Annotated in this window: 20 protein-coding genes, 2 other RNA genes, 2 pseudogenes and 2 riboswitches; of the genes and pseudogenes, 8 read left to right on the top strand and 16 right to left on the bottom strand. The window is 34.9% G+C overall.

The window, feature by feature from the left end:
- Positions 1 to 298: 298 nt before the first annotated feature.
- A riboswitch (M-box (ykoK) riboswitch) is annotated at positions 299 to 464 on the bottom strand.
- A 132-nt stretch (positions 465 to 596) separates the two neighbouring features.
- The 5 genes from ssrS (AB1284_RS06205) to AB1284_RS06185 form a co-directional block, all read right to left on the bottom strand.
- Positions 597 to 780, bottom strand: a non-coding RNA gene (gene ssrS / locus AB1284_RS06205) — 6S RNA.
- A gap of 21 nt (positions 781 to 801) precedes the next feature.
- Positions 802 to 986: non-coding RNA, 6S RNA (ssrS, locus tag AB1284_RS06200), on the bottom strand.
- A gap of 115 nt (positions 987 to 1,101) precedes the next feature.
- Positions 1,102 to 1,935: a sulfurtransferase gene (locus AB1284_RS06195; protein WP_429750839.1), complete on the bottom strand. Its 834-nt coding sequence runs from the start codon at positions 1,933 to 1,935 to the stop codon at positions 1,102 to 1,104.
- Between the two features lie 2 nt (positions 1,936 to 1,937).
- Entirely contained in the window at positions 1,938 to 2,210 is a 273-nt protein-coding gene (locus AB1284_RS06190) for a YpbS family protein (protein ID WP_429750840.1), read from the bottom strand.
- Positions 2,211 to 2,222: 12 nt separating this feature from the next.
- Positions 2,223 to 2,684, bottom strand: a complete 462-nt coding sequence (locus AB1284_RS06185) for a GNAT family N-acetyltransferase (RefSeq protein WP_429750842.1) — start codon at positions 2,682 to 2,684, stop codon at positions 2,223 to 2,225.
- Between the two features lie 71 nt (positions 2,685 to 2,755).
- Here AB1284_RS06185 and AB1284_RS06180 point away from each other — a divergent pair, with 71 nt between their 5' ends.
- Positions 2,756 to 3,010: a DUF3931 domain-containing protein gene (locus tag AB1284_RS06180; protein WP_336482861.1), complete on the top strand. Its 255-nt coding sequence runs from the start codon at positions 2,756 to 2,758 to the stop codon at positions 3,008 to 3,010.
- Positions 3,011 to 3,013: 3 nt separating this feature from the next.
- On the opposite strand, the gene AB1284_RS06175 is transcribed toward AB1284_RS06180, so the two are convergent.
- Complete coding sequence (locus tag AB1284_RS06175) at positions 3,014 to 6,664, bottom strand: dynamin family protein (protein ID WP_429750844.1); 3,651 nt, start codon at positions 6,662 to 6,664, stop codon at positions 3,014 to 3,016.
- Between the two features lie 637 nt (positions 6,665 to 7,301).
- On the opposite strand from AB1284_RS06175, the gene AB1284_RS06170 reads away from it, so the two are divergent.
- Positions 7,302 to 8,465, top strand: a complete 1,164-nt coding sequence (locus AB1284_RS06170) for a DUF418 domain-containing protein (protein ID WP_429750846.1) — start codon at positions 7,302 to 7,304, stop codon at positions 8,463 to 8,465.
- Positions 8,466 to 8,731: 266 nt separating this feature from the next.
- On the top strand, positions 8,732 to 10,060 hold the full coding sequence (locus tag AB1284_RS06165) for an erythromycin esterase family protein (protein WP_429750848.1): 1,329 nt from the start codon (positions 8,732 to 8,734) through the stop codon (positions 10,058 to 10,060).
- A 288-nt stretch (positions 10,061 to 10,348) separates the two neighbouring features.
- Here the strand turns inward: AB1284_RS06165 and AB1284_RS06160 are convergent, their stop codons facing one another.
- The gene (locus AB1284_RS06160; RefSeq protein WP_429750850.1) at positions 10,349 to 10,897 is read right to left on the bottom strand and encodes an imm11 family protein; all 549 of its coding nucleotides are present in this window, start codon (positions 10,895 to 10,897) and stop codon (positions 10,349 to 10,351) included.
- A 393-nt stretch (positions 10,898 to 11,290) separates the two neighbouring features.
- Between AB1284_RS06160 and AB1284_RS06155 the strand changes: the two genes are divergently transcribed.
- Entirely contained in the window at positions 11,291 to 12,076 is a 786-nt protein-coding gene (locus AB1284_RS06155) for an ABC transporter ATP-binding protein (RefSeq protein WP_429750852.1), read from the top strand.
- 201 nt (positions 12,077 to 12,277) lie between these two features.
- On the opposite strand, the gene AB1284_RS06150 is transcribed toward AB1284_RS06155, so the two are convergent.
- The 8 genes and pseudogenes from AB1284_RS06150 to AB1284_RS06115 all read right to left on the bottom strand — a co-directional run bounded on the left by AB1284_RS06150 (position 12,278) and on the right by AB1284_RS06115 (position 17,647).
- Complete coding sequence (locus AB1284_RS06150) at positions 12,278 to 12,658, bottom strand: hypothetical protein (protein WP_429750853.1); 381 nt, start codon at positions 12,656 to 12,658, stop codon at positions 12,278 to 12,280.
- A gap of 213 nt (positions 12,659 to 12,871) precedes the next feature.
- Positions 12,872 to 13,156 (bottom strand): DUF4176 domain-containing protein, encoded by a 285-nt coding sequence (locus AB1284_RS06145; RefSeq protein WP_429750855.1) that lies wholly within the window; start codon positions 13,154 to 13,156, stop codon positions 12,872 to 12,874.
- Position 13,157: 1 nt separating this feature from the next.
- Positions 13,158 to 13,367 carry a hypothetical protein gene (locus tag AB1284_RS06140; RefSeq protein ID WP_429750856.1) on the bottom strand — a complete coding sequence of 70 codons (210 nt, stop codon included), beginning with the start codon at positions 13,365 to 13,367 and terminating at the stop codon, positions 13,158 to 13,160.
- A 14-nt stretch (positions 13,368 to 13,381) separates the two neighbouring features.
- Positions 13,382 to 14,668: pseudogene (locus AB1284_RS06135) on the bottom strand (hypothetical protein).
- Complete coding sequence (locus AB1284_RS06130) at positions 14,665 to 15,027, bottom strand: DUF3958 family protein (RefSeq protein ID WP_429750857.1); 363 nt, start codon at positions 15,025 to 15,027, stop codon at positions 14,665 to 14,667. The pseudogene AB1284_RS06135 and the gene AB1284_RS06130 overlap by 4 nt, the downstream one beginning before the upstream one ends.
- Before the next feature lie 75 nt (positions 15,028 to 15,102).
- Positions 15,103 to 15,372, bottom strand: a pseudogene (locus AB1284_RS06125) (TIGR04197 family type VII secretion effector); the annotation flags it as partial.
- A gap of 348 nt (positions 15,373 to 15,720) precedes the next feature.
- Positions 15,721 to 17,052: a xanthine permease PbuX gene (gene pbuX / locus AB1284_RS06120; protein ID WP_429750859.1), complete on the bottom strand. Its 1,332-nt coding sequence runs from the start codon at positions 17,050 to 17,052 to the stop codon at positions 15,721 to 15,723.
- Position 17,053: 1 nt separating this feature from the next.
- On the bottom strand, positions 17,054 to 17,647 hold the full coding sequence (locus AB1284_RS06115) for a xanthine phosphoribosyltransferase (protein WP_429750861.1): 594 nt from the start codon (positions 17,645 to 17,647) through the stop codon (positions 17,054 to 17,056).
- Between the two features lie 107 nt (positions 17,648 to 17,754).
- A riboswitch (purine riboswitch) is annotated at positions 17,755 to 17,856 on the bottom strand.
- 390 nt (positions 17,857 to 18,246) lie between these two features.
- Here AB1284_RS06115 and AB1284_RS06110 point away from each other — a divergent pair.
- The 4 genes from AB1284_RS06110 to AB1284_RS06095 all read left to right on the top strand — a co-directional run bounded on the left by AB1284_RS06110 (position 18,247) and on the right by AB1284_RS06095 (position 20,836).
- Positions 18,247 to 18,393: a cytochrome c oxidase subunit 2A gene (locus AB1284_RS06110; RefSeq protein WP_429750862.1), complete on the top strand. Its 147-nt coding sequence runs from the start codon at positions 18,247 to 18,249 to the stop codon at positions 18,391 to 18,393.
- A 30-nt stretch (positions 18,394 to 18,423) separates the two neighbouring features.
- Entirely contained in the window at positions 18,424 to 18,897 is a 474-nt protein-coding gene (locus AB1284_RS06105) for a cytochrome c oxidase subunit II (RefSeq protein ID WP_429750864.1), read from the top strand.
- Positions 18,894 to 20,543, top strand: coding sequence for a b(o/a)3-type cytochrome-c oxidase subunit 1 (locus tag AB1284_RS06100; RefSeq protein WP_429750865.1), 1,650 nt, complete (start codon positions 18,894 to 18,896; stop codon positions 20,541 to 20,543). Before AB1284_RS06105 ends, AB1284_RS06100 begins: the two co-directional genes overlap by 4 nt.
- 122 nt (positions 20,544 to 20,665) lie before the next feature.
- Complete coding sequence (locus tag AB1284_RS06095) at positions 20,666 to 20,836, top strand: hypothetical protein (protein WP_429750867.1); 171 nt, start codon at positions 20,666 to 20,668, stop codon at positions 20,834 to 20,836.
- Between the two features lie 147 nt (positions 20,837 to 20,983).
- On the opposite strand, the gene AB1284_RS06090 is transcribed toward AB1284_RS06095, so the two are convergent.
- Positions 20,984 to 22,501, bottom strand: a complete 1,518-nt coding sequence (locus AB1284_RS06090) for a carboxypeptidase M32 (RefSeq protein ID WP_429750868.1) — start codon at positions 22,499 to 22,501, stop codon at positions 20,984 to 20,986.
- Positions 22,502 to 22,531 lie beyond the last annotated feature (30 nt).

The raw sequence follows: 22,531 nt of genomic DNA, 5'->3' as shown, positions 1-22,531 counted from the left end.
GCACGCAGGAAGAAACTCACTGTTTCTCGACTTATCTGTTCACAGATATAAAGGGAGGAACAATTCGCTTCCTTCCTACATGACATATTCTCTTTTTGAAATATATGGGTAACGGAACCGAGTCCGAAGCTGACATTGCTCCTCACCTCCTCATAAACTTATTTTTCGTTATGTATCTTTGTACAAAATACAACCTTACTAAAAAAGACCTTTCCCGAAAACGAGTAAAGGTCTGAACATACGCAAACAAGCGAAGCTTAATGAAACTACATTTCATAGTAGCTTATATTAAAAACAATCGCACCTCTCCCTCGCCGAGCTTTAGCACTGTATAGCATAGGTTCTTCACCAGCTACATTAAAAAGGACCTTAATTCGATCATTCCTGTTGACCCATTGGCGTCTCTCGACATTTTTGGGCAGTAGCATCTCTCTATACAGGAGCCTCACCTAACAGAGACATATTTAATTATAAGAAAAATGTTACTCTCGTTTCTAGTTGGTGTCAATGTTTTTTATGTAACATTCTCATATTTCTTCTATGATACTGAAAAAACAAATAAAAAAACCTTATGTTATACAACATAAAGTTTTTATGAAGGACCCACATATGCCGTTCTCTCTAGATGTCCATAAACCCGCTCTCGCAGGTGGATGCTCTCAAAAACGCTTTCATCTTCCTTCTTAAAAAGATGGTATGATGGCCACATTTAAATATTGAACTTCCGTATTACTCTCATTGGTTTAAGACATACACAAGCTACGTACATCGTAGGCATTTATTATTAATCATAAGGATAAATAGAACCCCGCACGTGCCGTCCCTCGTAAATGTCCAAAAACCCGCTACTCGCAGGTGGATGTTCTCACAGTTACCTTTCATCTTCCTTCTCAAAGAAAGGCTTGATGTTGGCCTCTAAATATCGAACTTCCGTAAAACTAACATCGGTTTTAGACATAAATAAGTTACGTACACCGCAGGATGTTTTATTTATTTGTCGCTATCTTATCACATTGTTCACATCGTGTAAAATAGATTGTTTCTTAAGTATTTCTTGTTTGTGTTCCTATTGTAATACAAATTTTTTCACCATGCAATAGGTTACTGATTTTCTTTCACAATTGAATTTTCAGGATACGAAATCCAATCACTCCAGCTGCCTGCATACAATTTTACATTTGTAAAACCAGCCATTTTTAACGCTAATACGTTCGGACATGCCGTTACACCTGATCCGCAATATACAATCGTTTCTTTCTTTTTATCAAGATGAATAAAGCGCTCTTCTTGTTCGCTTTGTTCTTTAAAAGCACCAAAATCAGTTACGCCGTCTTTCCAAAAGTAGTTTTGCGCAGTTGGAATATGACCTGCTACTTTATCCACTGGTTCTTCTAATCCTTCGTAACGCCTTGGTTCTCGCGAATCAATAAGTGTTATATCTGCCTGTTTGTTGATTTTCTCTTGTAATTCTGCCATTGTTACGACAATATCATGCTGCATAGATGGAACAAACGTCTTAGTTGCAAAAACTGGTATATCATTCGTTACTTCGAATTTTTGCTCCTTCCATGCTGGGAAACCACCATTTAATACATATACTTTGTCATGTCCAAGGTACGTTAAGAGCCACCAAAGACGAGAGGCATTCGCTCCTCCTTGGCTATCATATGCTACAACCGTTGTACGTTCATCAATTCCAGCTTGTGAAAGTTTTCGTACAAACGCTTCTATATTTGGAAGCGGGTGACGTCCTCCATGTTGTGTAACCGGGCTTGATAAATCTTTATCTAAATCAAAATAGAGTGCACCTAAAATATGCTCCTCATTATATTGCTCTCTGCCCCAATTCGGGTTTGCTAAGTCAAAACGACAATCGATAATACGAACATGCTCATCTTGTATATGTTCATGTAACCACTCGACTGTAACGATCATACTTAACGACCTTCTTTCTCTTTTAAACGTCCTACGTACTCCATCACCATTTCTTCTGTCACAATCTTACGTTGCTGTGCAATACCGTTTTTTGCAAGTTCATTAATTTGTTTTGTTACCATATTAATTACATCAACAGAGAAAGGTTTTCCATTTAACGCAAGTGATACAGCCGCTTCTATTGCCGCTTCACGCTGTGCCTCTAATTGTAGAAATGCTTTCACAACCTCATTTTGTTTACGAGAATGCTCTGTAATTGCTGCATGTACTTCCATGTTCTCTTCCCCCTAGTGTAAGTCCATCATAAGCCGAATCATATCCCGGCATACAATGCCATTTTCAATAATCTCTTCTTCATAATGCTTTGAAAAGTAATCAAAATCAATAGAAAATATACGAAATCCACATTTTTGATACAAGTCAAGCTGCGAGACGCTCGAATTACCTGTCCCAATTTCAAGCCTCTGCATGCCATGTTCTTTTGCAGTTGTAATTGCATGCTGCAATAACTGCTTCCCAATGCCTTTACCCTGTTCTTGTTCACAAACTGCAATATTCATAATCTCCATCGTATGAGGACGTGTTTCCAATAATATATATGTCCCTATTACATGTTCATCGCGTTTCGCAACGTAAATCATTCCTCGTTGAAGATACGACTGTAACTGCCTTTCGCTCGGATCAGCAAGTAATAATAACGATATCGGTGCCTTATCTTCAGAAATGCGCTCAACAATGAATTGTTCCATAAAATTCTCTCGTCTCCTCCTGTTCTAAATACCCCTTGTCTTCCATAAGTAATACAAAGGAGGTCATCACTATGGACAACAATGAAAAGAAGTGCAATATAATCTCCATTGATGAGAAGAAAAAGAAAAATGGCACGTACTCTTATCCAAAGTTAGTAATAGAAGGGAAACCATATGAATTCGCATCCTTCGTCTTATGCGGCGAAACGCCAGATGGAAAACGACTCGTCTTAACTCATATGGTTTCCTCAGATGAATTTGCAGGATTTGTAAAATCATTAGATACTGTACTACAAAAACGCATTGAACGTATCTTTTTTTCTTAATACTTATAGAACTTCTACTTCATGTTCTATTTTCATTAATTGTTTTGCCAGTTCCTCTTTTCTCTGTTCGTATGCAGAAACATCAATTGTTTCCAATAACGCAAATAATAAACTTTCATAGTATTGCGCTGCGTCTTGCATCATGACTGTTTTCGCAAGTTTCCATCTATGAAGCCATTCTTGTTTATAATGATCAATAAATAGATGCTGTTCTTCCATTACGTAATCTGCTACAAACGGTTCTAATATTTGCTTCATTTCTTCTTGCATCAATGCTTTATCATTTTTTTCAAAGAAGCTTTTCTCACTTTTAAAATGAGATAATGCTTTTTTAAATTGTTTTGCTTCCATATTTGGAAATGGATTTTCATGCATTAGAACGCGATAGTCATATGTTGTATCTGTATGGATGACGAGCTGTTCATTCTTTGTAGCACATTGCACTGCTACCTCTTCTTGCACATGTTTCATCGTTTCATTCATCCATTTTTCAAGACGCAGCGACGTTGCACGCATTTCTTGCAATAAGTCATGTTGTAAGAAAGCAATTAACTCTATCATGCACTCTTGTAATTTTTCTTTCACATTCCCTTGTGTTCGTAAAGAAGCTGGATTAATAAATTCTGTAAACACATCATTGTAGCGTAAAAATAAGCGCTGCTTTACATAATATAGAAGCTCTTTCACTTCATTTTCTAGCGCCATTTCTTCTGTTACAACACTATGCGAAGTAATCATATGAAGCAGTTCTTCACGTTCCGCTTCATATTTTTTTCGTTTTTGTTCTTTTTCTTCATTTCCTTGCGTTGCACTTTCAATCATATTTGTGAGAAGTTTATAGCCGTTTTGAAGTGCCCCATATAAAGAATGAATCGATACAAGCATTAAATCTCTCATGATAAACGAAGTGAAAGCTTGTTCAAACGGTGCAAGACCAGAATGTTTTAAAATACCATACGTTTCTGGCGAAATATCTTTACCTTGTTTTTCTTCTAATGCAAATAAGCTAGAAATCGCAAACAGACGTGGATTACGAATCCCGTACTGCAACAATTGATCGCTAATATATCCTTTTACTGTGTGTAATTCCTCTTCTGACTGCGCTAAATCCGCAGCATTAATTAAGAAGAACATTTTATCAAGTGCAAATGTATCTTTTACGCGTCCAAGCTGAATTAAAAATTCTCGATCCGCTCGTGAAAATACGTGATTATAATATGTTACAAATAAAATTGCATCTGCATTTTTTATATATTGGAACGCTACGTCTGTATGGCGCGCGTTAACAGAGTCTGCTCCCGGTGTATCAACAAGTGCAATGCCTTGTCTTGTTAATTCACAATCATAATAAAGCTCCATATATTCTACAAAGCATGATTTTTCTTCATTGGCAACATAATCAGCAAATTCAGCTAACGTTACGTTCGATTGTTCTCCCAAGCGATGCCCTACTTCAGCATATCCATGCTGGACCGCTCGTAAAAAACTAAATGTCGTTTTTTGTCTGCCACTTGGCTCTGGATATTGCAGTACATCATCAATTTGTAAGAGAGCTTCTTCTAACGTTGTAACATCACGATGAAATAACTTATAAACAGCCTTTAAGTCTTCAAAGAGCGCCGTTTCCGATTTGAACTGTACAACTACCGTACCATGAGGCTTCTCATCTGTTACCGGTAAAATTTGATTAATCGTTGCTGTTGTAGGATTCGGTGATACTGGTAGTACTTTCTCTCCTAATAAGGCATTGGCAAAGGACGATTTCCCTGCACTAAATGCTCCAAATAACGCTACAGTAAATTGTTTTGTTTCAATGCGTTTTCTCTTTTCAACGATTTCATCGTATACGTGCGTCAAAGCTGGAAGCTGTTTTAGAACAAATTCTGTTTCCTTCACATGTTCTAATACGCTCTGAATATTAACATTGCCTGTACTTGCAACTTGATCTTCCGTATACGTAGATACAGCTTCTTGTTCTTGTAATTGAAATTTAGCATTTGTCACTTGTTGTGTTTGTTGTAAAATTTCTTCTATTTTCATCGTTTCAGGCACAGAAATACAATCGTTCCATACATCATGCAAATATGTTGCATACTGATCGTATTGTTCCATATATTGATGTTTCATATCATTCGCATATCGTACCGCTTCGTATTGCTTCCGTTCTCTATCAATGCTTAACAGCTCAGCTTTTCCTCTTTCTTGTATTATCGGTAAAGCTTTCGCAAATATAGATTGTGCCGCATTGTAATATCGTTTCTTTAATTCATTTGCAACATCTGCTGTATAATGCAATAAATAATCTCCTGTAAATCCTGCTCCTTGCTTAATTACTTCTTCTAAAAGCGACGGTTCAAAGAAAATATTCAAATCGTATACTGCTTTTCCTAATTCTTCTGTAAATATCGCTTCTTGCTTTGCGAAAGAAACAATATATTCTTTTACATGAAAGTCTAATTGTGCTTCTACCGTCTTTTGCAGGGACTCATAAAACACTTGTAAACGACGCTGTTTTTCTTGATCAGTCTTCGCTTTTGCAAATAATAAACCAACTTTAAATTTCGTCAATTTTGTTTCTAAGTATTGATTTGCTAAATCACGCATTTCAAATGGCATTAAATATGCATTATCTAATATATTTTGCAACCCTATGATAAATCTATTTTTTACCTCATCTTCTTTTGCGTAAAATTCTCTTTCTTTTTTAGCAAGTTCTTCTAAAATGGCCGTAACTTCTTCATATGATAATACCGATGCTAATTCTTCACGAAACGGCTCCAGTTGTTTCTCATACTGAGTTAACAAATGGGAAAGATGTTCTTGTAGTAAATAAGAAACTTCCTTCTCCATTCCACCTTCTACATAAGAACTGCGTTCTTTCATAATAGAAACAAGCAGATCCTCTAGCTTTTCCAATTCATTGTACGAATGCCCTGGTAATCGTAAAGACGTATAGAATATACCATCAACGTCAACATTCCAATTTGCAAATGACTGCATTACACTTTGCTGATAAGCAGAAAAAGACAATTCTTGTTCTTTATGCTTATCAATCTGGTTCACAACAAGATAAACTGTTTTGTTACGCTGCTTTAATTCTTTAACAAATTGTAAATTCACTTCCGATTGCACATGATTATAATCCATCATATAAAAAATAATGTCAGCAAGATGCAGCGTAGATTCAGTCGCGAGCTGGTGTGCATCATCAGTTGAATCAATACCAGGCGTATCAACAAGAACAACGCCTTCTGGGAGCGGTGCATCGCTCCGGTAAATATGAACTCCAATCACTTCATCACCGTTTTTACAAAGCTGTTTTAATTCTTCTGCTGTATACATACCAGCATACTCGTATTTCTGTCCTGATTTTAATGTAACAATAACGCGTGCGTGTCCTTTTTCTATCTTTACCACATTCGCACTCGTTGGAATCGGACTTGTTGGCAACAATTGATCTTTATATAGATAGTTCATCATTGTTGATTTTCCAGCAGAGAAATGCCCGCAAAAGGCAATCATAAGCTGCTCTTCTTTATATTTCTGTATAACTTCAAGCAGCTTTTCACTATGTTCTGTATCACTTTTTTTCCGCCACTCTTCATAAAAACAAACAAGCTTTTGTAGACTGTTTGTTTGCACTATCTTTGTCATCCCCTCGTGCCCCTTTGTTCCAAGATGTATATATCTTCTATATTACTAAATTTTCAGCATCTTCACAGTAAAAAAATAAAAAATCCCTTTCATTTTCTGCAAAAATGAAAGGGATTTCTATGTAATATAGTTCATTATTTAGTTGCTCCTACTCGATTTAACACATGCTTTGTTACAACTGTATATAAAACAACTGTTCCTGCTAAAAATGCGTATACCATATAATCACACCTAACTTTCTTGATAATGATTATCACTTTTAAACATATTTTATCACTAAGGAGAATGATTATCAATATACATTTAAAAATAAAAGCTCTCTTTCGGAGAGCTTTTATACTGCCTGTTTTAAAGGAGTGTAAGATTGTTGTGCCCTCTTATTATAACTCACAGAAGAAATGTTAACAGTTAAAAAAATTGGAAATATATATCCCCTTCTTTTCACACCGTATATACTAAAAGTGATAAAGAAAACTTCCATCAGTGGGGGGTCTTCATCCCCCACTGATGGAAAGCTCTCGCTGATCGGGTTTTTACGGGCAGTTCTCCCCCACCTATCTTCTTCGCTTTTCTCTGAATCTTGAGGTGAGGTCTTACTGCCCGCAAATAGCGGGATAAAAAGAAAAGGAGATGAAGTATGGCACAAAGTATCTCACAAAATGAAAGGATTTATTCTATTGATATTATACGAGGGGTTGCAATTTTTGGTATTTTCCTTGTAAACTGGCCAGTATTAGCTGGCATTGAATCAAGAGATTTAACAGGTGTTTACGAAGGATTGGATCGTTATATTCGACTATTTTATGATATATTTGTCCAAACAAAATTTTACACAATTTTCTCCTTTTTGTTTGGCCTTGGTTTTTATATTTTTATGACACGAGCCGAAGAGAAAGTACATCGTCCAAAAATATTATTTATACGTAGACTATTCATTTTATTATTGTTTGGATTTTTACATTATGTGTTACTTTGGGATGGCGATATTTTACATAATTATGCGATTAGCGGATTCATTCTCCTTTTATTTTATAAAAGACAACCAAAAACTTTACTGATTTGGTCGATTATTTTGTTAAATATATGGGAATTCATTATGTTGCTTGCTAGTTTAACGATGCTAATCGTTCCATCTGAACAACTTGGAGATTTTTCCGCTCCAGTTGCTCCATTACAAGATTGGACCTTGCAAGTTCAAGAACGCTTTACTTCTTTTTACTCTGAAGCTATTTCTCTTATGACGCTACCGGAAACAGTTGGTCTCTTTTTACTCGGTCTATATGCCGGCAAAAAAGAAATTTTCCACCGCGTAAAAGAAATTGATACAAAGCTAAAGAAATGGCAAATCATTACCTTCATCGCCTCCTTGCCAACATGGGGGATTATGATTGTCTATTTTAATATGAACGATTCATACGTACCGTTGAAGATGATTGCCTTTATTACGTTAAGCGGAAAAACATTATTCATTTTTTACATTCTCACACTTATGCGTCTATTGCAGCATGCAAAATGGCAAAAAGTATTCCGGCCCTTTCAATATGTTGGCCGCATGGCATTAACAAACTATATTTCGCAAACTATTGTAACCTTATTAGTATTTGGCTTATTATTTCAAGCAAATATCACATTCCCGCTATGGGGCGGCACACTATTCTGTATTGGCTTCTATATGATTCAAATCTTTATCAGCCGCTGGTGGCTATCTCGTTATCAGTATGGACCACTTGAATATATTTGGCGTCTTGGTACCTATGGAAAAAACATGCCGCTGAAAAAACAAAACAGTATATCGTCGTAATTTATTAAAAGTCAAGATACTTTATAACTTTCTTGTCCTTTATATAAAAATGAAAACCAAAATAACCTGCTTCCTGTATTTTTGAGTGGCAAGTTATTTTGGTTTTTTGTATTGGCATGAGTAAATTAAGGATTTCTTAAGAATCTATTAAGAAATAAGTGAGTTTTAGGAAATAGAATAAATTTGTGAGAAGAAAATTAATGATTCAAACGGATGCTCTTAGAACATGTCAAAAAACTAATAAATAAGCATTTTAGGAGGTTTTTATGAAAAAAATGACTACTACAATTCCCGCTGCTAATATATCACTGACTAATTTTACAAAAAATACTTATGCAACTTCAAATACAGAGGTTTTCGTTACAACGCCCTATAACACTAATCCAATAGCAAAATGGTTACAAGAGCATGCAAAGCCTTTAAAAACAACTAATCCAACTGCATCTCTTAATGATTTAAAACCCCTTAAGGAGATGGTAGGATCAGCTTCAATCGTAGGCTTAGGTGAAGCTACGCACGGGGCTCATGAAGTTTTTACAATGAAACATCGCATTGTTAATTATTTAGTATCTGAAAAAGGCTTTACCAACTTAGTTTTAGAAGAGGGATGGGACACAGCTTTAGAACTAGATCGTTATGTTCTTACCGGAAATGGGGATCCTAGCCAACATCTATCATCTGTATTTAACACGAAAGAAATATTAAATCTCATCAATTGGATACGTCAATATAATGCTAATCCAAAACATAAATCCAAAGTGCGTGTCATTGGGATGGATATACAATCAGTAAACAGAAATGTTTATGATAATATAATAGAATATGTAAAAAGAAATAATCCAAATCTTGTGCCTAGTTTAGAAGAGAAAATAAAAGACCTTATTCCTGTAACAAAGGATATTTCTATCATTGGCAGCCTTACGAAAAAAGATAAAGAAAAATATATTTCAGATGCTAAACAAATCAGTGCTTTATTAGAACAAAATAAAAGTAATCTAAATGAAAACTCCAAAGAGTTCGCATGGATAAAACAAAATGCCCGTATTATCGAGCAGTTTACCACAATGGCAGCAGCATTGCCTGATAACCCGTCAGATCTTTTTTTGAAGCATGATATTGCAATGTATGAAAATGCGAAGTGGACAGAAGAACATTTAGGAAAAACAATTGTATGGGCACATAATGGACACGTTTCGAAAACAAATATGTTACCTTTTATATATCCTAAAGTAGCTGGACAACATTTAGCAGAACATTATGGAAAACGGTATGTATCGATTGGAACATCTGTTTATGAAGGACGGTATAATGTTTATAATAGTAACCGTAAATTTGGTCCATATGGAAAAGTAAAATCAGATGATCTAAACAGTTATAACTACACCTTGGGACAAGTCAAAAACGAACACTTTTTGATTGATTTACGTAAGGCAAACGGAATAACAAAAACTTGGTTAAACGAACAACATCCAATCTTTTCCGGAATAACTTCCGAAGGCCCTGACATACCGAAAACTGTTGATATATCATTAGGTAGATCGTTTGACATACTTGTTCAAATTCAAAAAGTGAGTCCATCTCAACTAAATCAATAGATCTGTAATAATGTGGCTCAACGAGGTGTGGCATCGATGGTAATGTATGTGACAATAAAATTGTTTTATTGATTATCAAGACCTAAATTATAAAAATCCCTAAAAATAAAGGAAAGCACATATTATACATGACTAATATATGCTCTCCTTTTATTCCATTAAAGCGCCCGATTGTTGAACATGCAGGGAACGGAGTGCTATTAGATTTTTTCATCCGTAAAGGTTTACTTTTTTGAATAGGTTAATTCTCATACATTTATTAATACACAATATTTTACAGATTCTTCTTCAACGAACCCGACCCGTTAGTTGAAGAAGAAAGGTGATAAAGAAAGTATCATCTATTACAAACACTGAAATTGAATAAACATGTTTATTTAAAAATACTTTAAAAATATTCTCATTTTCTACAATATGGGGGATGAATGAATATTTTTCGCAACCAACTATTAGACCGCTTCTTAGTTTTTTAAAAACAGTTTTGGTGTTATCTATTGCATCTAACTGTTTTAAAACATTAATTGCATAATGGCATTCGTTTGTAACGTTATGAACCAAAGGAAGAAATTCAATATTGTTCCCTATTAAAATTAAAGGTTCTAAAACACTTTTTGCTTTTTCCCTTACAAGTAAGACACCATTTATTCCCCAAAAATGTGGACATTCACTTTGATTACCTTCTTCCACACATTCAATAAGTATTTCTCCCCATAAATTAGATAATTTTTCTACCAAATCAAATTTTCTTTCAAAATATTTTTCATAATCTTGATCGAAATTTAATAATTGAAAAGATTCATAGTTATCGACAGAACCTCTTAATTCCCATATTTTCATTTTATTCTCTTTAAAAACAATTAATTATTTTTTCGTAAGTAAGAAGTAAAGAAACAAATAAGAACTCCCCAACCCCTCACTCCAAGAGGGTTCGGTTGTAGTCAAGTTGGTCAAATCAAATACTCCCTCCGCTTCGCTAAGTCCGTTTTGATTCATCAACACATGCAACCGCCTCTATTTCAAGCTAAGATTTACCCCATTGATTTCCAAACCATCTCTTCATAATTCGTCAAAATCCTTATTTAAACACAGTTAATTCACCTATTACCATTCTTGTTTCATAAGCGAATTCATAGTAGAGTACAGATCAGTATAAAATCATCACCTTACTGTAACTATGTTTTTATTTGAAGTATAATTGGAGTATTAAGTTCAAATGATAGAGGTGTTTGTGTGGAATTGTTTGAGTATTATAAAAAAAAAGGGAAGTTTAAGTGCTTGATTGGAACGGGACTTTTTCTTTATGGATTAATTGGTATGTATAATACTTGGGGTAATATTAACTGGGGACCAGTAATCTTTATTATTATAGCTTCGCTTGTTGTTTTTGGTATTGGATTTTGGCAATTAAGAAAAGGAAATTTATTAAAAGAGAATATAGCTAAAAATAATTTAACGTTTTGGAATATTGATACTTATATTTTATTAGAATTGCCCGAAAGTAATAAACATTTAGGTTTATATACTCCTGATGGCGGATATGTAGCAGGAACAAAGATGATTTCTTCAACATTACCTATTTTAAAAAATAAACAAATTTTTGGATTGGAAGCAAGTGACGGAGAAATTCTTGCATATTTTCATAGTGAAGTTGAAAATTATGATTGGGCTATTTATGATTCAAATTATAATTGTGTAGGTATGTTTAAAGAAAATATGATACAGGGATTTGGAATAGTACGTGGTTCTTTAATAAATGAAAAAGGGATAAAACTTTCTGAGGTAGAAGTTGAATTTGACTTTTTCGAAACGTCTTTTCGTACGATAGATGATCGTATATTAATAAACTATAAGAGAGGATATATGCCTTTGGAATGGAGTGAAAGATTTGGATTAAATGTACCTATTATTAAATTAGGTAATAATATTTCTAATGCTGAAAAGATATTTGGTTTAGGTATTCTTCTTTATATTTTAGAAACGATTAAAGTAAGAAAACGTAGGATTTTTAATGATTAGAATTAAATATTTATATTATAAAATTTTTTGAATGTTTTATTAGGGGTCACATCACCAAAAGTGAAAGTAACTCAAAAATCAATTTCCATTATATATTTTGGAGTTACTTTACGTTTACTTCTTAAAATTAATGAACATGTGTTGTGCCAGAACCAACTGGAAATGGAAACGGCAAGCGGGTATACTACGCTTGCCGTTTTTTCATAGCTTCGTATGTATTTGAATTCCTTTCGCTTTCCCTTCTTCACCTTTCACACGGACAATTAAATCATATGATCCAGATTTTGGTACTTCAAAAGAAAGCAAACCTTCTCTCTGAGAAGTGACTTCTTCTTCATAAATGACCTTATCGTCTTTTATGACTTGCAATAAAATCGTACCTTCTTCAACCGCTGCCTCATAAGGAATTTCCACATTTCCTTTTTCAGTTTTAATCGTTTGCACATCATGATACCCTTGCAGGGAGCCAATTTTTAAAGTCGTTTCACCATTTTTTTGAACCTTTGTGACTTTTGTTGCCGTATTGCATCCGCTTAACAATACAACAAGAGTGAGAATGAGAAGTGAACGTAGCAATTTCATAAAGATTCCCCTTTGTTTTTTATCATGATAAAATTTTACCATTTCGGTAACTATTTTATCATTTTTGGATAAACTAACATACTCATCAACATTAAAGCTTATAAAAATACATAAAGAAAAGACCCTCTTTATTCAAAAAGGTCTTTTCTTTATGTATATGTGTATTAAGATTCACTCTTCAATTATTTCAAAAACACCAACAGCTTAAAAGAATCACTGTTTTTCTTCAACTTCTTTTTTAAATAATTTTTGAAACTCTAATTCTCTTTCATTAATAAAACCAAGATGTAAAACACTAGAAATATCTTCATGATTCAAAAAGAAATTATACTCCGAAGAAATATTACCATGAGGAAAATAACAACATACATAATCCCATGTTTTTTTTGTTTCAGAATCCATCTGTCTTCTCCCATAAATCATTAATGGGTGTTCCCAATCTTTAAAGATTATAACTGAACCTATTGGAAGTAATTCTAATTCTAAATTTTGTCCCATCTTATTTTTCCCCTCTTAAAATAGCTTTTTTTACAATAAAATAAATAATAGAGAATAGTAAACAAGTTCCAATTGTACCGAAGGCTGCAATTGAAATTTTCCCTGCTAGTGATTCATTTGGATCTAATACATTAGGTAAAACTGTACCGAAAATTGCAATACAAGCTAATATAATCGTAATATATTTTAAATTTTTCACTTTCTTAGTCATACTAATTTTCTCCTTTATTCTTTAATAGCAAGTTCTCCACCAAATCCCCATAACCCTACACCTGGACCAAATGGCAAATGGAATTTGAATCCACCTTTTCCAACCTCTAAAGATCCACCAGCCGTCCCAAGCGAAGCGGATCCCCCAATTTGCAGTTTTTTATCAGTAAATGGAAGGGGTATTTTTACAGCTCCTTCATATTTTATTAGAGTAGCTTCAGCTCCTACATGTAAACTTCCATTTTCTACATGAGCACCTAATTCTGCAGAAGCAAGCCCTACTTTAGCTTCAGCTCCTATTCCAAATCCTTTAATATTCTCTTGTTCTATTCCAGCTTGAGCTACTGTAAACCCAACTGTAGGTCCATAAGTTTGTTCCCTCTTTTCTTTATCTTTTACATCAAATCGATCATAGGTACGAGAACTTACAAATGGCTCCGCTTCAAATGTTAGACCCATAATAAATAAACCACCATATCCCTTTTCCTCTACAAATGAATTTTCATACTTTTCACCATTGATTACATTACCAATTCCTTTAACAACTACTCCACCAAACTTTTTAGATACAAAATGATTATCCGGATTAATAGATGCAATCATACTATTCAATTTATTAAAACCATAAATATTATTTGTTATTTCAGAAGCCCCATTCACACTTCCATCTGTTACTTCTTCTTCAATCAAATTATCAGTTGTACGAGCTTTATCTTCTGTAACCTTTTGTATAGACGCCGTCCATCCCATATTCAACCCTTGCGTACTAAATGTACCACTGGCGGCATTAAAACCTTTTCCATTTTGAACTTCTGCAAGACCTTGAGCGATGCTAGTAGCTAGTTGGAGTGCTGTATCATAATTACTACTAGAAGTATAATTGAATGCATACAGATGTTCCAACTTTTCTTGAAGCTTTCGTAGCATCGCCTGCGCGCCCGGCATATCTTCACTCATTGCTTCCAACGCTGCTATCGCTTGCTCAAGCTCTCGAATTTGATCTCGTATTTCTTGTTCGATGACATCTGTTGAGGCTACCTGTGATTGAAAGTCATTCGAAAAAGCATCATTTTGACGAATTAATTCTTCACATAAGTAAATAATCCCTTGCGCTAAAGTACGAAAGGTTTGTGCAAAGAATGTTTTTGCACTGTCGTAAGTTTGTCCTTACAAAACAGAATCGAAGACAAAAGCGTCAATCGAATTGATGGCTTGTTCCATGCCTTGAATGGTTGCAACGCACATGGCATTCATACTTTGTGATTGAGCTCGCACTTCTCCTAGATACATATTTAAACTCATGACTTCACCTCCTGTGCTAATTTTTGACGTTGATAGTGAAGGTCATTTTCTAGATTACTTAGGTGTTTTTTCTCCTTTAGCAACGATTCTTTTTGGTCTTCCAATTCATGGGTAAGCTTTCGCTCAATTTGCCCGGCATCTTGACGCAGATGATGAAAGAATTGTCCTAATTCTCTATCATTATCCCAAGTTTCTAATATACGGTTAAATAAACGATAGCTTCGACCTTTCCATTCATAAAAATCAGCTTCCATTTGTTCTTGTTTTTGAATAGCGCGTTGATTTTTCGATTGTTTTTCGGAGATAGTTATTAAATTACAATTCAATTCATTGATTTTTTGTTCAATTGCTTGACTCATCTTTTCCTCCTACTTTTTTGCGTTTGCATAGGTTACCGTATCAGCGAAAGGATTTTTCATGAAAGAAGATTGATTGAAATTTTTGTAGAGTTCGTTATCCATTCGCTCAAATGCTTTCACTACAGAATGAATGTTATTGATTCCCTGTTGAAAGGCATCATAAAATTGTTTAGTTAAATGTAAAGCTTGTTGATTTGCTTCTTGTGCTTTGGAGTTAACGGTTAATGTTGTACGTTCCGATTTGGTTATGGATCTATTTGCGGCACTTTGAATCGTATCGGCAGCTGTCCCCATTTGCGTTGCGATTTGTTCTGCCGTTTGAAAATTACTTTGAAATTGTCCCATCGCTTAAATCCTCTCTATCTTTTTCTGTTCAGTCTTTCAGAGTTTGTTCAAAAGCCTGTGAATTCCCTTATAAATTTACAAACTTTGAAAATTATACCATATCAAAACAAGAGTTTTATGAAAATTCCTGAATCATTGTATTTCTTCATTTTTATATCATTGCTTGTTGAAAATCGAAATTATACAAATTCTTTTCATTATTCTCAGACACTTTTCGAACACTAATTCTTTTTCTTTTCATAAAAAAACGCCACCTCTAAATTCATTCCAAAAGGAAAGAAAATATAGATGACGTTTTAACATATTTTAGACGGTAATATGTTGAATAAAGGTGTATTAAAATTCCGTTTAACCTGCAAAATTTGCTAAGTTGTTTTCTTCCTTAGCAACTTGCTCTTCTTTTACCTTCGTTTGTTTTTGTGGAACCATATTAAACACAATATTTAAAAGTACTGCTGATGCACTTCCTAATACAATTCCGTTATCTGTTAAAATACGAACGCTCTCTGGAAGCTGTGAGAATAATGTTGGCACAACTGTTACACCAAGACCAATTCCAACAGAGCAAGCAACAATTAATAAGTTTTCCTGTTTTGCAAAGTTAACAGCGCTTAACATTTTAATGCCATATGCCATAACCATTCCGAACATCGCAAGCATTGCACCGCCAAGTACCGGCGTTGGAATAATTGTTGTCAATGCTGCAATCTTCGGAATAAATCCAAGTACAATTAATATACCGCCGCATGTGTAAATGACAACACGATTGCGCACACCTGTCAGTTGAACAAGACCTACATTTTGTGAATATGTCGTATACGGAAATGAGTTAAAAATACCACCTAATATCATTGCAATTCCTTCTGCACGGTATCCTTTTGCTAATTCTTTTTCACCAATTTTTTTGTTACAAATATCTGATAGTGCAAAATAAACTCCTGTTGCTTCGACAATTCCCACACAAGCAACGAGAATCATTGTAATAATAGGTGTTAATTCGAATGTTGGTGTACCGAAGTAAAATGGCTGCACACCATGAAACCAATCTGCTTCCGCTACAGCTTGTAAACTTACCTTTCCCATCAACGCAGCAATTGCTGTACCAAATAATAATCCTAATAAAATAGAAATAGAGCGAATGAAACCATCAAAAAAACGGTACATGATGATGATAAATAATAATACTCCAAAAGCTAATGCTAAATTGGATAGACTACCAAAATCTTTGCTTCCTACACCGCCAGCCATATCGTTAATCGCGACTGGAACTAATGTAACTCCAATAACTGTTACAACTGAACCCGTAACAACTGGTGGAAATAGTTTTACAAGCTTCCCAAACACACTAGAAAATAAAACAACGAATAATCCTGCTGCAATAATAGAACCATACACAGCGGATACTCCATATTGCTTACCAATAGCAATCATCGGTCCCACTGCTGTAAAAGTACAACCAAGCACAACCGGAAGCCCAATACCGAAGAAACGATTCGTTAATGCTTGTAAAATTGTTGCAATACCGCACATTAATAAATCAATTGACACCAAATACGTAAGTTCATGCTGATTTAATCCAAGTCCGCCTCCAACAATGAGCGGAACGATAACTGCACCGGCATACATCGCCAACATATGTTGAATACCGAGAGATGCAATCTTAAGAGGGTGTTGCTTCATCTTACTTCACCTCCGCTACCGCGTGTTCAACAAAACGAACTGTCCCATTATTAAGCGATGCGATTTCTGCCAACGATTCTACACGAACGCCGCTCTCACGTAATTTACTTCCTCCATCTTGAAATGCTTTTTCAATCACGATTCCAATACCTGCTACTGTTGCTCCTGCTTGCTGTACTAAGTTCATTAAACCAAGTGCTGCCTGACCATTTGCTAAAAAGTCATCAATAATAAGAACACGATCGTCTTCATGTATATATTGTTTCGATATAGAGATTTCATTCGTTTCTTGTTTTGTATAGGAATATACTTTTGCAATATACATATTATCTTGTAACGTTAACGATTTACGTTTTCTTGCAAAAACAACTGTTACACCAAATTCTAAGGCAGCCATCACAGCTGGAGCAATTCCTGAAGACTCAATCGTCACGATTTTTGTAATTTTCTCGTCTTTAAAACGCTTTGCAAATTCTTTTCCGATTTCTTGCATAAGCACTGGATCAATTTGATGATTTAAAAATGCATCTACTTTTAACACATCATCTGATAATACTTTTCCTTCACTCATAATTTTTTCTTGTAATAATTTCATAGTTTGTTCCTCCTCTTATGCAATAAAAAACTCCAAAAGCAGCCTTCACCCAATACAAGTGAGGGACGCGCTTTTGGAGCTTTGCAAAAAAAGAATGCCACTATAGCAATATATTCGTCCTCACTCATAGTCGAAGCATTTACGGTACTTCGGTAGAAACTTGCAGGCCATATCCCTGCGATTATATGAGTGTTGCTAACCTATTTATTTATTTATTTATTTATTTATAGAAGGATTATAACTTACTTTCTTTACTTTGAAAAGCGTTTATCGAAAAAAACACGTACAAATTTCGAAAATATACACTTTTCGTTCGACTTTTGAAACCTCTTTCATTTTGAAATGATACACATATTTTTTTAAGAAATTCAAAACCACTTAACTTGCTAGTATTGTGAATGAATCACCCATTTCACATTTCTTTCACAATTCCTCATTATAAAATCTGTAATAAATCACGATTTATCAACTTTTCATCATAAACATAGTTTTAATTGTATCAATGAACACTTTTTGAAAGCGCTGCTGACTATGTAGTAATTGTCAAAATATTTTGTATGATAAAAATGTACAATTCACTTTCTTGAGGAGGAAAAAAAATGGGGGAGCGTAAATTACAGCCAATCGAGAAGAAACAACAAAAGAAAAGTTCACTAAAAGGAACATTAATTTCTGTTTTTTTACTCGGCTTCTTTTTAATCTTTACATGGTTTAGTGTATATCAAATTTTTTTAAATCGATTGTAATGTTATTGGTAAACAAAGGGGAGATGGGATATGCACCTGCATAAATACGAAAAAATTTGGCTCATTTTCGGTATTGGTTCATTATTTGTATTTTTAGCTGTAATTGGAATAAGCGCCTTTTATATGGGAAACCAGCCACCCAGCTGTTTAACAACAATTGATCCAGAAAAAGTAAATGCGACTGCTCCGTTTGATCATCCTGGTGTAAAACAAATTGGTAAAGATCATTATCAGGTAACAATTGTCTCACAAGCCTTTTCCTTTACACCAAATGTGATTAAAGTACCAAAAGGTGCCAAAGTTAACTTTGTTATCGCAACGAAAGATGTTGTGCATGGTTTTGAAATTGCTGGGACAAATGTGAATATGATGGTTGAACCTGGCTATGTTAGTACAGCTTCTCAAGTATTCCACAAGCCCGGTGAATATTTAATCGTATGCAATGAATATTGTGGTACAGGCCATCATATGATGAGCGCGAAAGTAGAGGTGACTAACAAATGATGCATGTTCAAGATAAAATATACAAAAAAGATGCCAAACTTGCGATGGCTCATATACATGTTGCATTTATCGCTCTATTTCTAGGAGGGATATGCGGATTACTGCAAGTACTTGTCCGCTCTGGAAAGTTTGATCTTCCAGCTGGAATTGGTTATTACCAAGTACTAACAACACATGGTGTATTACTTGGCCTCGTATTAACAACATTTTTTATTATTGGCTTTTTGTTTGCTTGTATGAGTAAAACTGCTGGGACTCTTTCAAAAGGGGTACGAACAACAGGCTGGATTGGTTTTTGGCTTATGACGATTGGAACAACGATTACTGCAGTTTTTATACTATTAAATAAAGCTACTGTTCTCTATACATTTTATGCTCCGTTAAAAGCTCATCCTGGATTTTACATCGGTCTTACCCTCGTTGTTGTCGGCAGTTGGTTTAGCGGCTTTGCAATGTTTGCTCATTATCGCACATGGAAAAAGCAGAACAAAGGAAAAGCCGGTCCATTACTTAGCTTCATGTCTGTTATTACCATGCTGCTTTGGCTCGTTGCCACTCTTGGCGTTGCTGCAACAGCACTCGTACAATTTATTCCTTGGAGTTTAGGCGTTGTTGATAAAATTGATGTTCTCGTTAGCCGAACATTATTTTGGTACTTCGGCCATCCACTTGTATATTTTTGGCTTCTCCCTGCCTACATGGCATGGTATGTCATTATTCCAAAAATTATTGGCGGAAAAATTTTCAGTGATTCTCTCGCTCGTTTATCATTTATTTTATTCTTATTATTTTCCGTTCCGGTTGGATTTCACCATCAATTAACAGAACCAGGTATTGATCCTGGGTGGAAATTTTTACAAGTCACCTTAACGTTCATGGTTATCATCCCATCATTAATGACAGCATTCTCTCTATTTGCATCATTTGAGCAATACGGCCGCTCAAAAGGAGCAACTGGACTATTTGGCTGGCTTCGTATGCTCCCATGGTCGGATGCTAGATTCTTTGCACCGTTCGTCGGAATGCTTATGTTCATTCCAGCCGGAGCAGGAGGACTTGTGAATGCAAGCCATCAATTAAACCTAGTAGTTCATAATACAATTTGGATAACAGGGCACTTTCACTTAACATTAGCCACATCTGTTGTATTAACATTTTTCGGCATTGGCTATTGGCTTATCCCCCACTTAACAGGACGTGTTATGACAAAAGAAATGAATCGCCTTGCAATGATTCAAACTTGTGTATGGGCACTTGGAATGTGCTTCATGTCTGCTGGGATGCACTTTGCTGGATTATTAGGGGCTCCGCGCCGCTCTTCTTTTTCCACATATGGAAATGCACCGCAAGCAATTGAATGGATACCATATCAAATTGCACAAGCAGTCGGAGGAACAATCTTATTTGTCGGCATTATACTAGCAATTATTATCTTCTTAGATCTTGCTTTCTTTGCACCGAAAGGGCACACTGAATTTCCGGTTGGAGAAGTATCTGATGCATCTGATCAACCACCGATTGTCTTTGATAATTGGAAACTATGGCTCGGAATTACAGCGTTGCTTATTTTATTCGCATATACCATTCCATTTATAGATATGATTCAAAATGCGCCGCCAGGTTCGAAAGGGTTTAAAATGTGGTAATATAGCAAGCAGAGGTGCTTTTTGGCTCCTCTGCTTTTTAATTCAATAATAGTACATGGTGAAGGAATTCTCATGACTTGCTGTGAATGTACTCTATAATATGCGTGTATGGAGGAAATTCAATGAAAAATAAGTATACAAGTTATGCCAAATTGAAACTTACATATCAATACACATTTATCAATATCGACCTAGCAAATAAACTATTTACTATAGACATTATTGATGTGAAAAATGAAAGAATTATACTGACAATCTCTATGGATTTAAGCAAAGATACGGTTGAGAAATAGAGGGCAACCTTAAAGATTTCCCTCATAATATCGAGGAAACTCTATTTTCTTTAAAATCTACGGCTAACGATTCCATTAAAAATAACATTTCCAATTCCAATCAACTCTAAAATGAAAACGAGCTAAATAAATAGCTCGTTTTCTCTCTTATAGCTCGTAAATCCCCTTGTATTTTCCTTCTAAATAATCCGCTAAATAGTTCGCGTTTAATCCTTCACCCGTTACATCTTGTAAAATTTCTAACGGTTGTTTCATTTTTCCGTATCGGTGAATATTTTCTGTTAACCATTCACGAATCGGTGTAACATTTCCTTCTTCTAATAATTCATCAAAATTTGGAATATCTTCTAGCATCTTATGCTTGAACTGAGCTGCATACATGTAACCAAGCGCATACGATGGGAAGTATCCGAAATCTCCACCAGCCCAGTGTACATCTTGCAGTACGCCTTGTGCGTCATTTTCCGGACGAATTCCTAGGTAGTTCTCCATTTTTTCGTTCCAAACAGATGGTAAGTCTTTTACTTCTAATGTTCCATCAAATAATTCTTTTTCAATTTCATAACGAACCATCACATGAAGTGGATACGTTAATTCATCCGCTTCGATACGAATGAAAGACGGTTTCGATTCATTAATTGCATCGTAAAAATCATCCATAGACAGATTATTAAATTGGCCATCTGTAAATTGTTTTAATAAATCATAGTTCTTTTTCCAGAACGACTTATTGCGACCAATAAAGTTTTCAAAGAATAAAGATTGTGATTCATGAATACCCATAGATGTGCCATCACAAAGCGGTGTACCTTCTAATTCTTTTGAAATATTTTGCTCATACACTGCATGACCACATTCATGAACTGTGCCAAATACCGCCATGCGGAAATCATTTTCATCATAGCGTGTTGTAATGCGGACATCACCACGATTTAATGTAATTGCAAATGGGTGCACTGTTTCGTCTAAGCGTCCTGCATCAAAATTATAATCCAATTGCTTTAATAGTTGTAAACTAAATTGTTTTTGCTGCTCTTTGGAAAAATGTTTACTTAAGGCTTCCGTTTGCAACATTTTATTTGCACTAGCAATTTGTCCAACAAGCGGAACAATACGTTCACGTAACTGACCAAATACACGGTCTAATACTTCTACTGTTACACCAGGCTCGTACATATCTAATAATGTATTATACTTGTATGTTTCATAACCCCAATATGTAATAAACTTCTTTTTAAATTCAACAATCTTTTCTAAGTATGGACGGAACATTTCAAAATCAGATTTTTCGCGTGCTTCTTCCCACACACTCTCTGCTTTTGCTTGTAATTTGACGAATTCTTCGTACTCATTCTTTGGAATTTTTTTATTTCGATCATATTCTTTTCGGCACTCTTCTACAGTTTTTCTTGTCACATCTGAGAGTTTTCCTTCTGCAATTAACTCTTCTAATCCTATTAAATAAGCCTCCATCTCTTTAGATGTTGACATATCGAACACTTCTGCTGAAAGCATACCAATTACTTCAGAACGTTGATCTACGCCGTTTTTGGGCGCACCTGTGCGTAAATCCCAAAATATAAGGTTCAGTGCTTCCTCATAATTCATCATTTTCTTTATAAAAGCTAGAAACTCTTTTTCAATTTCATATGTAACTGCCGTCATATTCAAAGCCCTCCTTTTCCTACTCCACTT

It is taken from the genome of Bacillus sp. S2(2024) (assembly GCF_050474045.1).
In the GTDB taxonomy this organism is placed as follows: Bacteria; Bacillota; Bacilli; order Bacillales; family Bacillaceae_G; genus Bacillus_A; species Bacillus_A yunxiaonensis.
The sequence above is the reverse complement of the archived record's forward strand: the minus strand, read 5'-3'. Positions and strand labels throughout refer to the sequence as shown.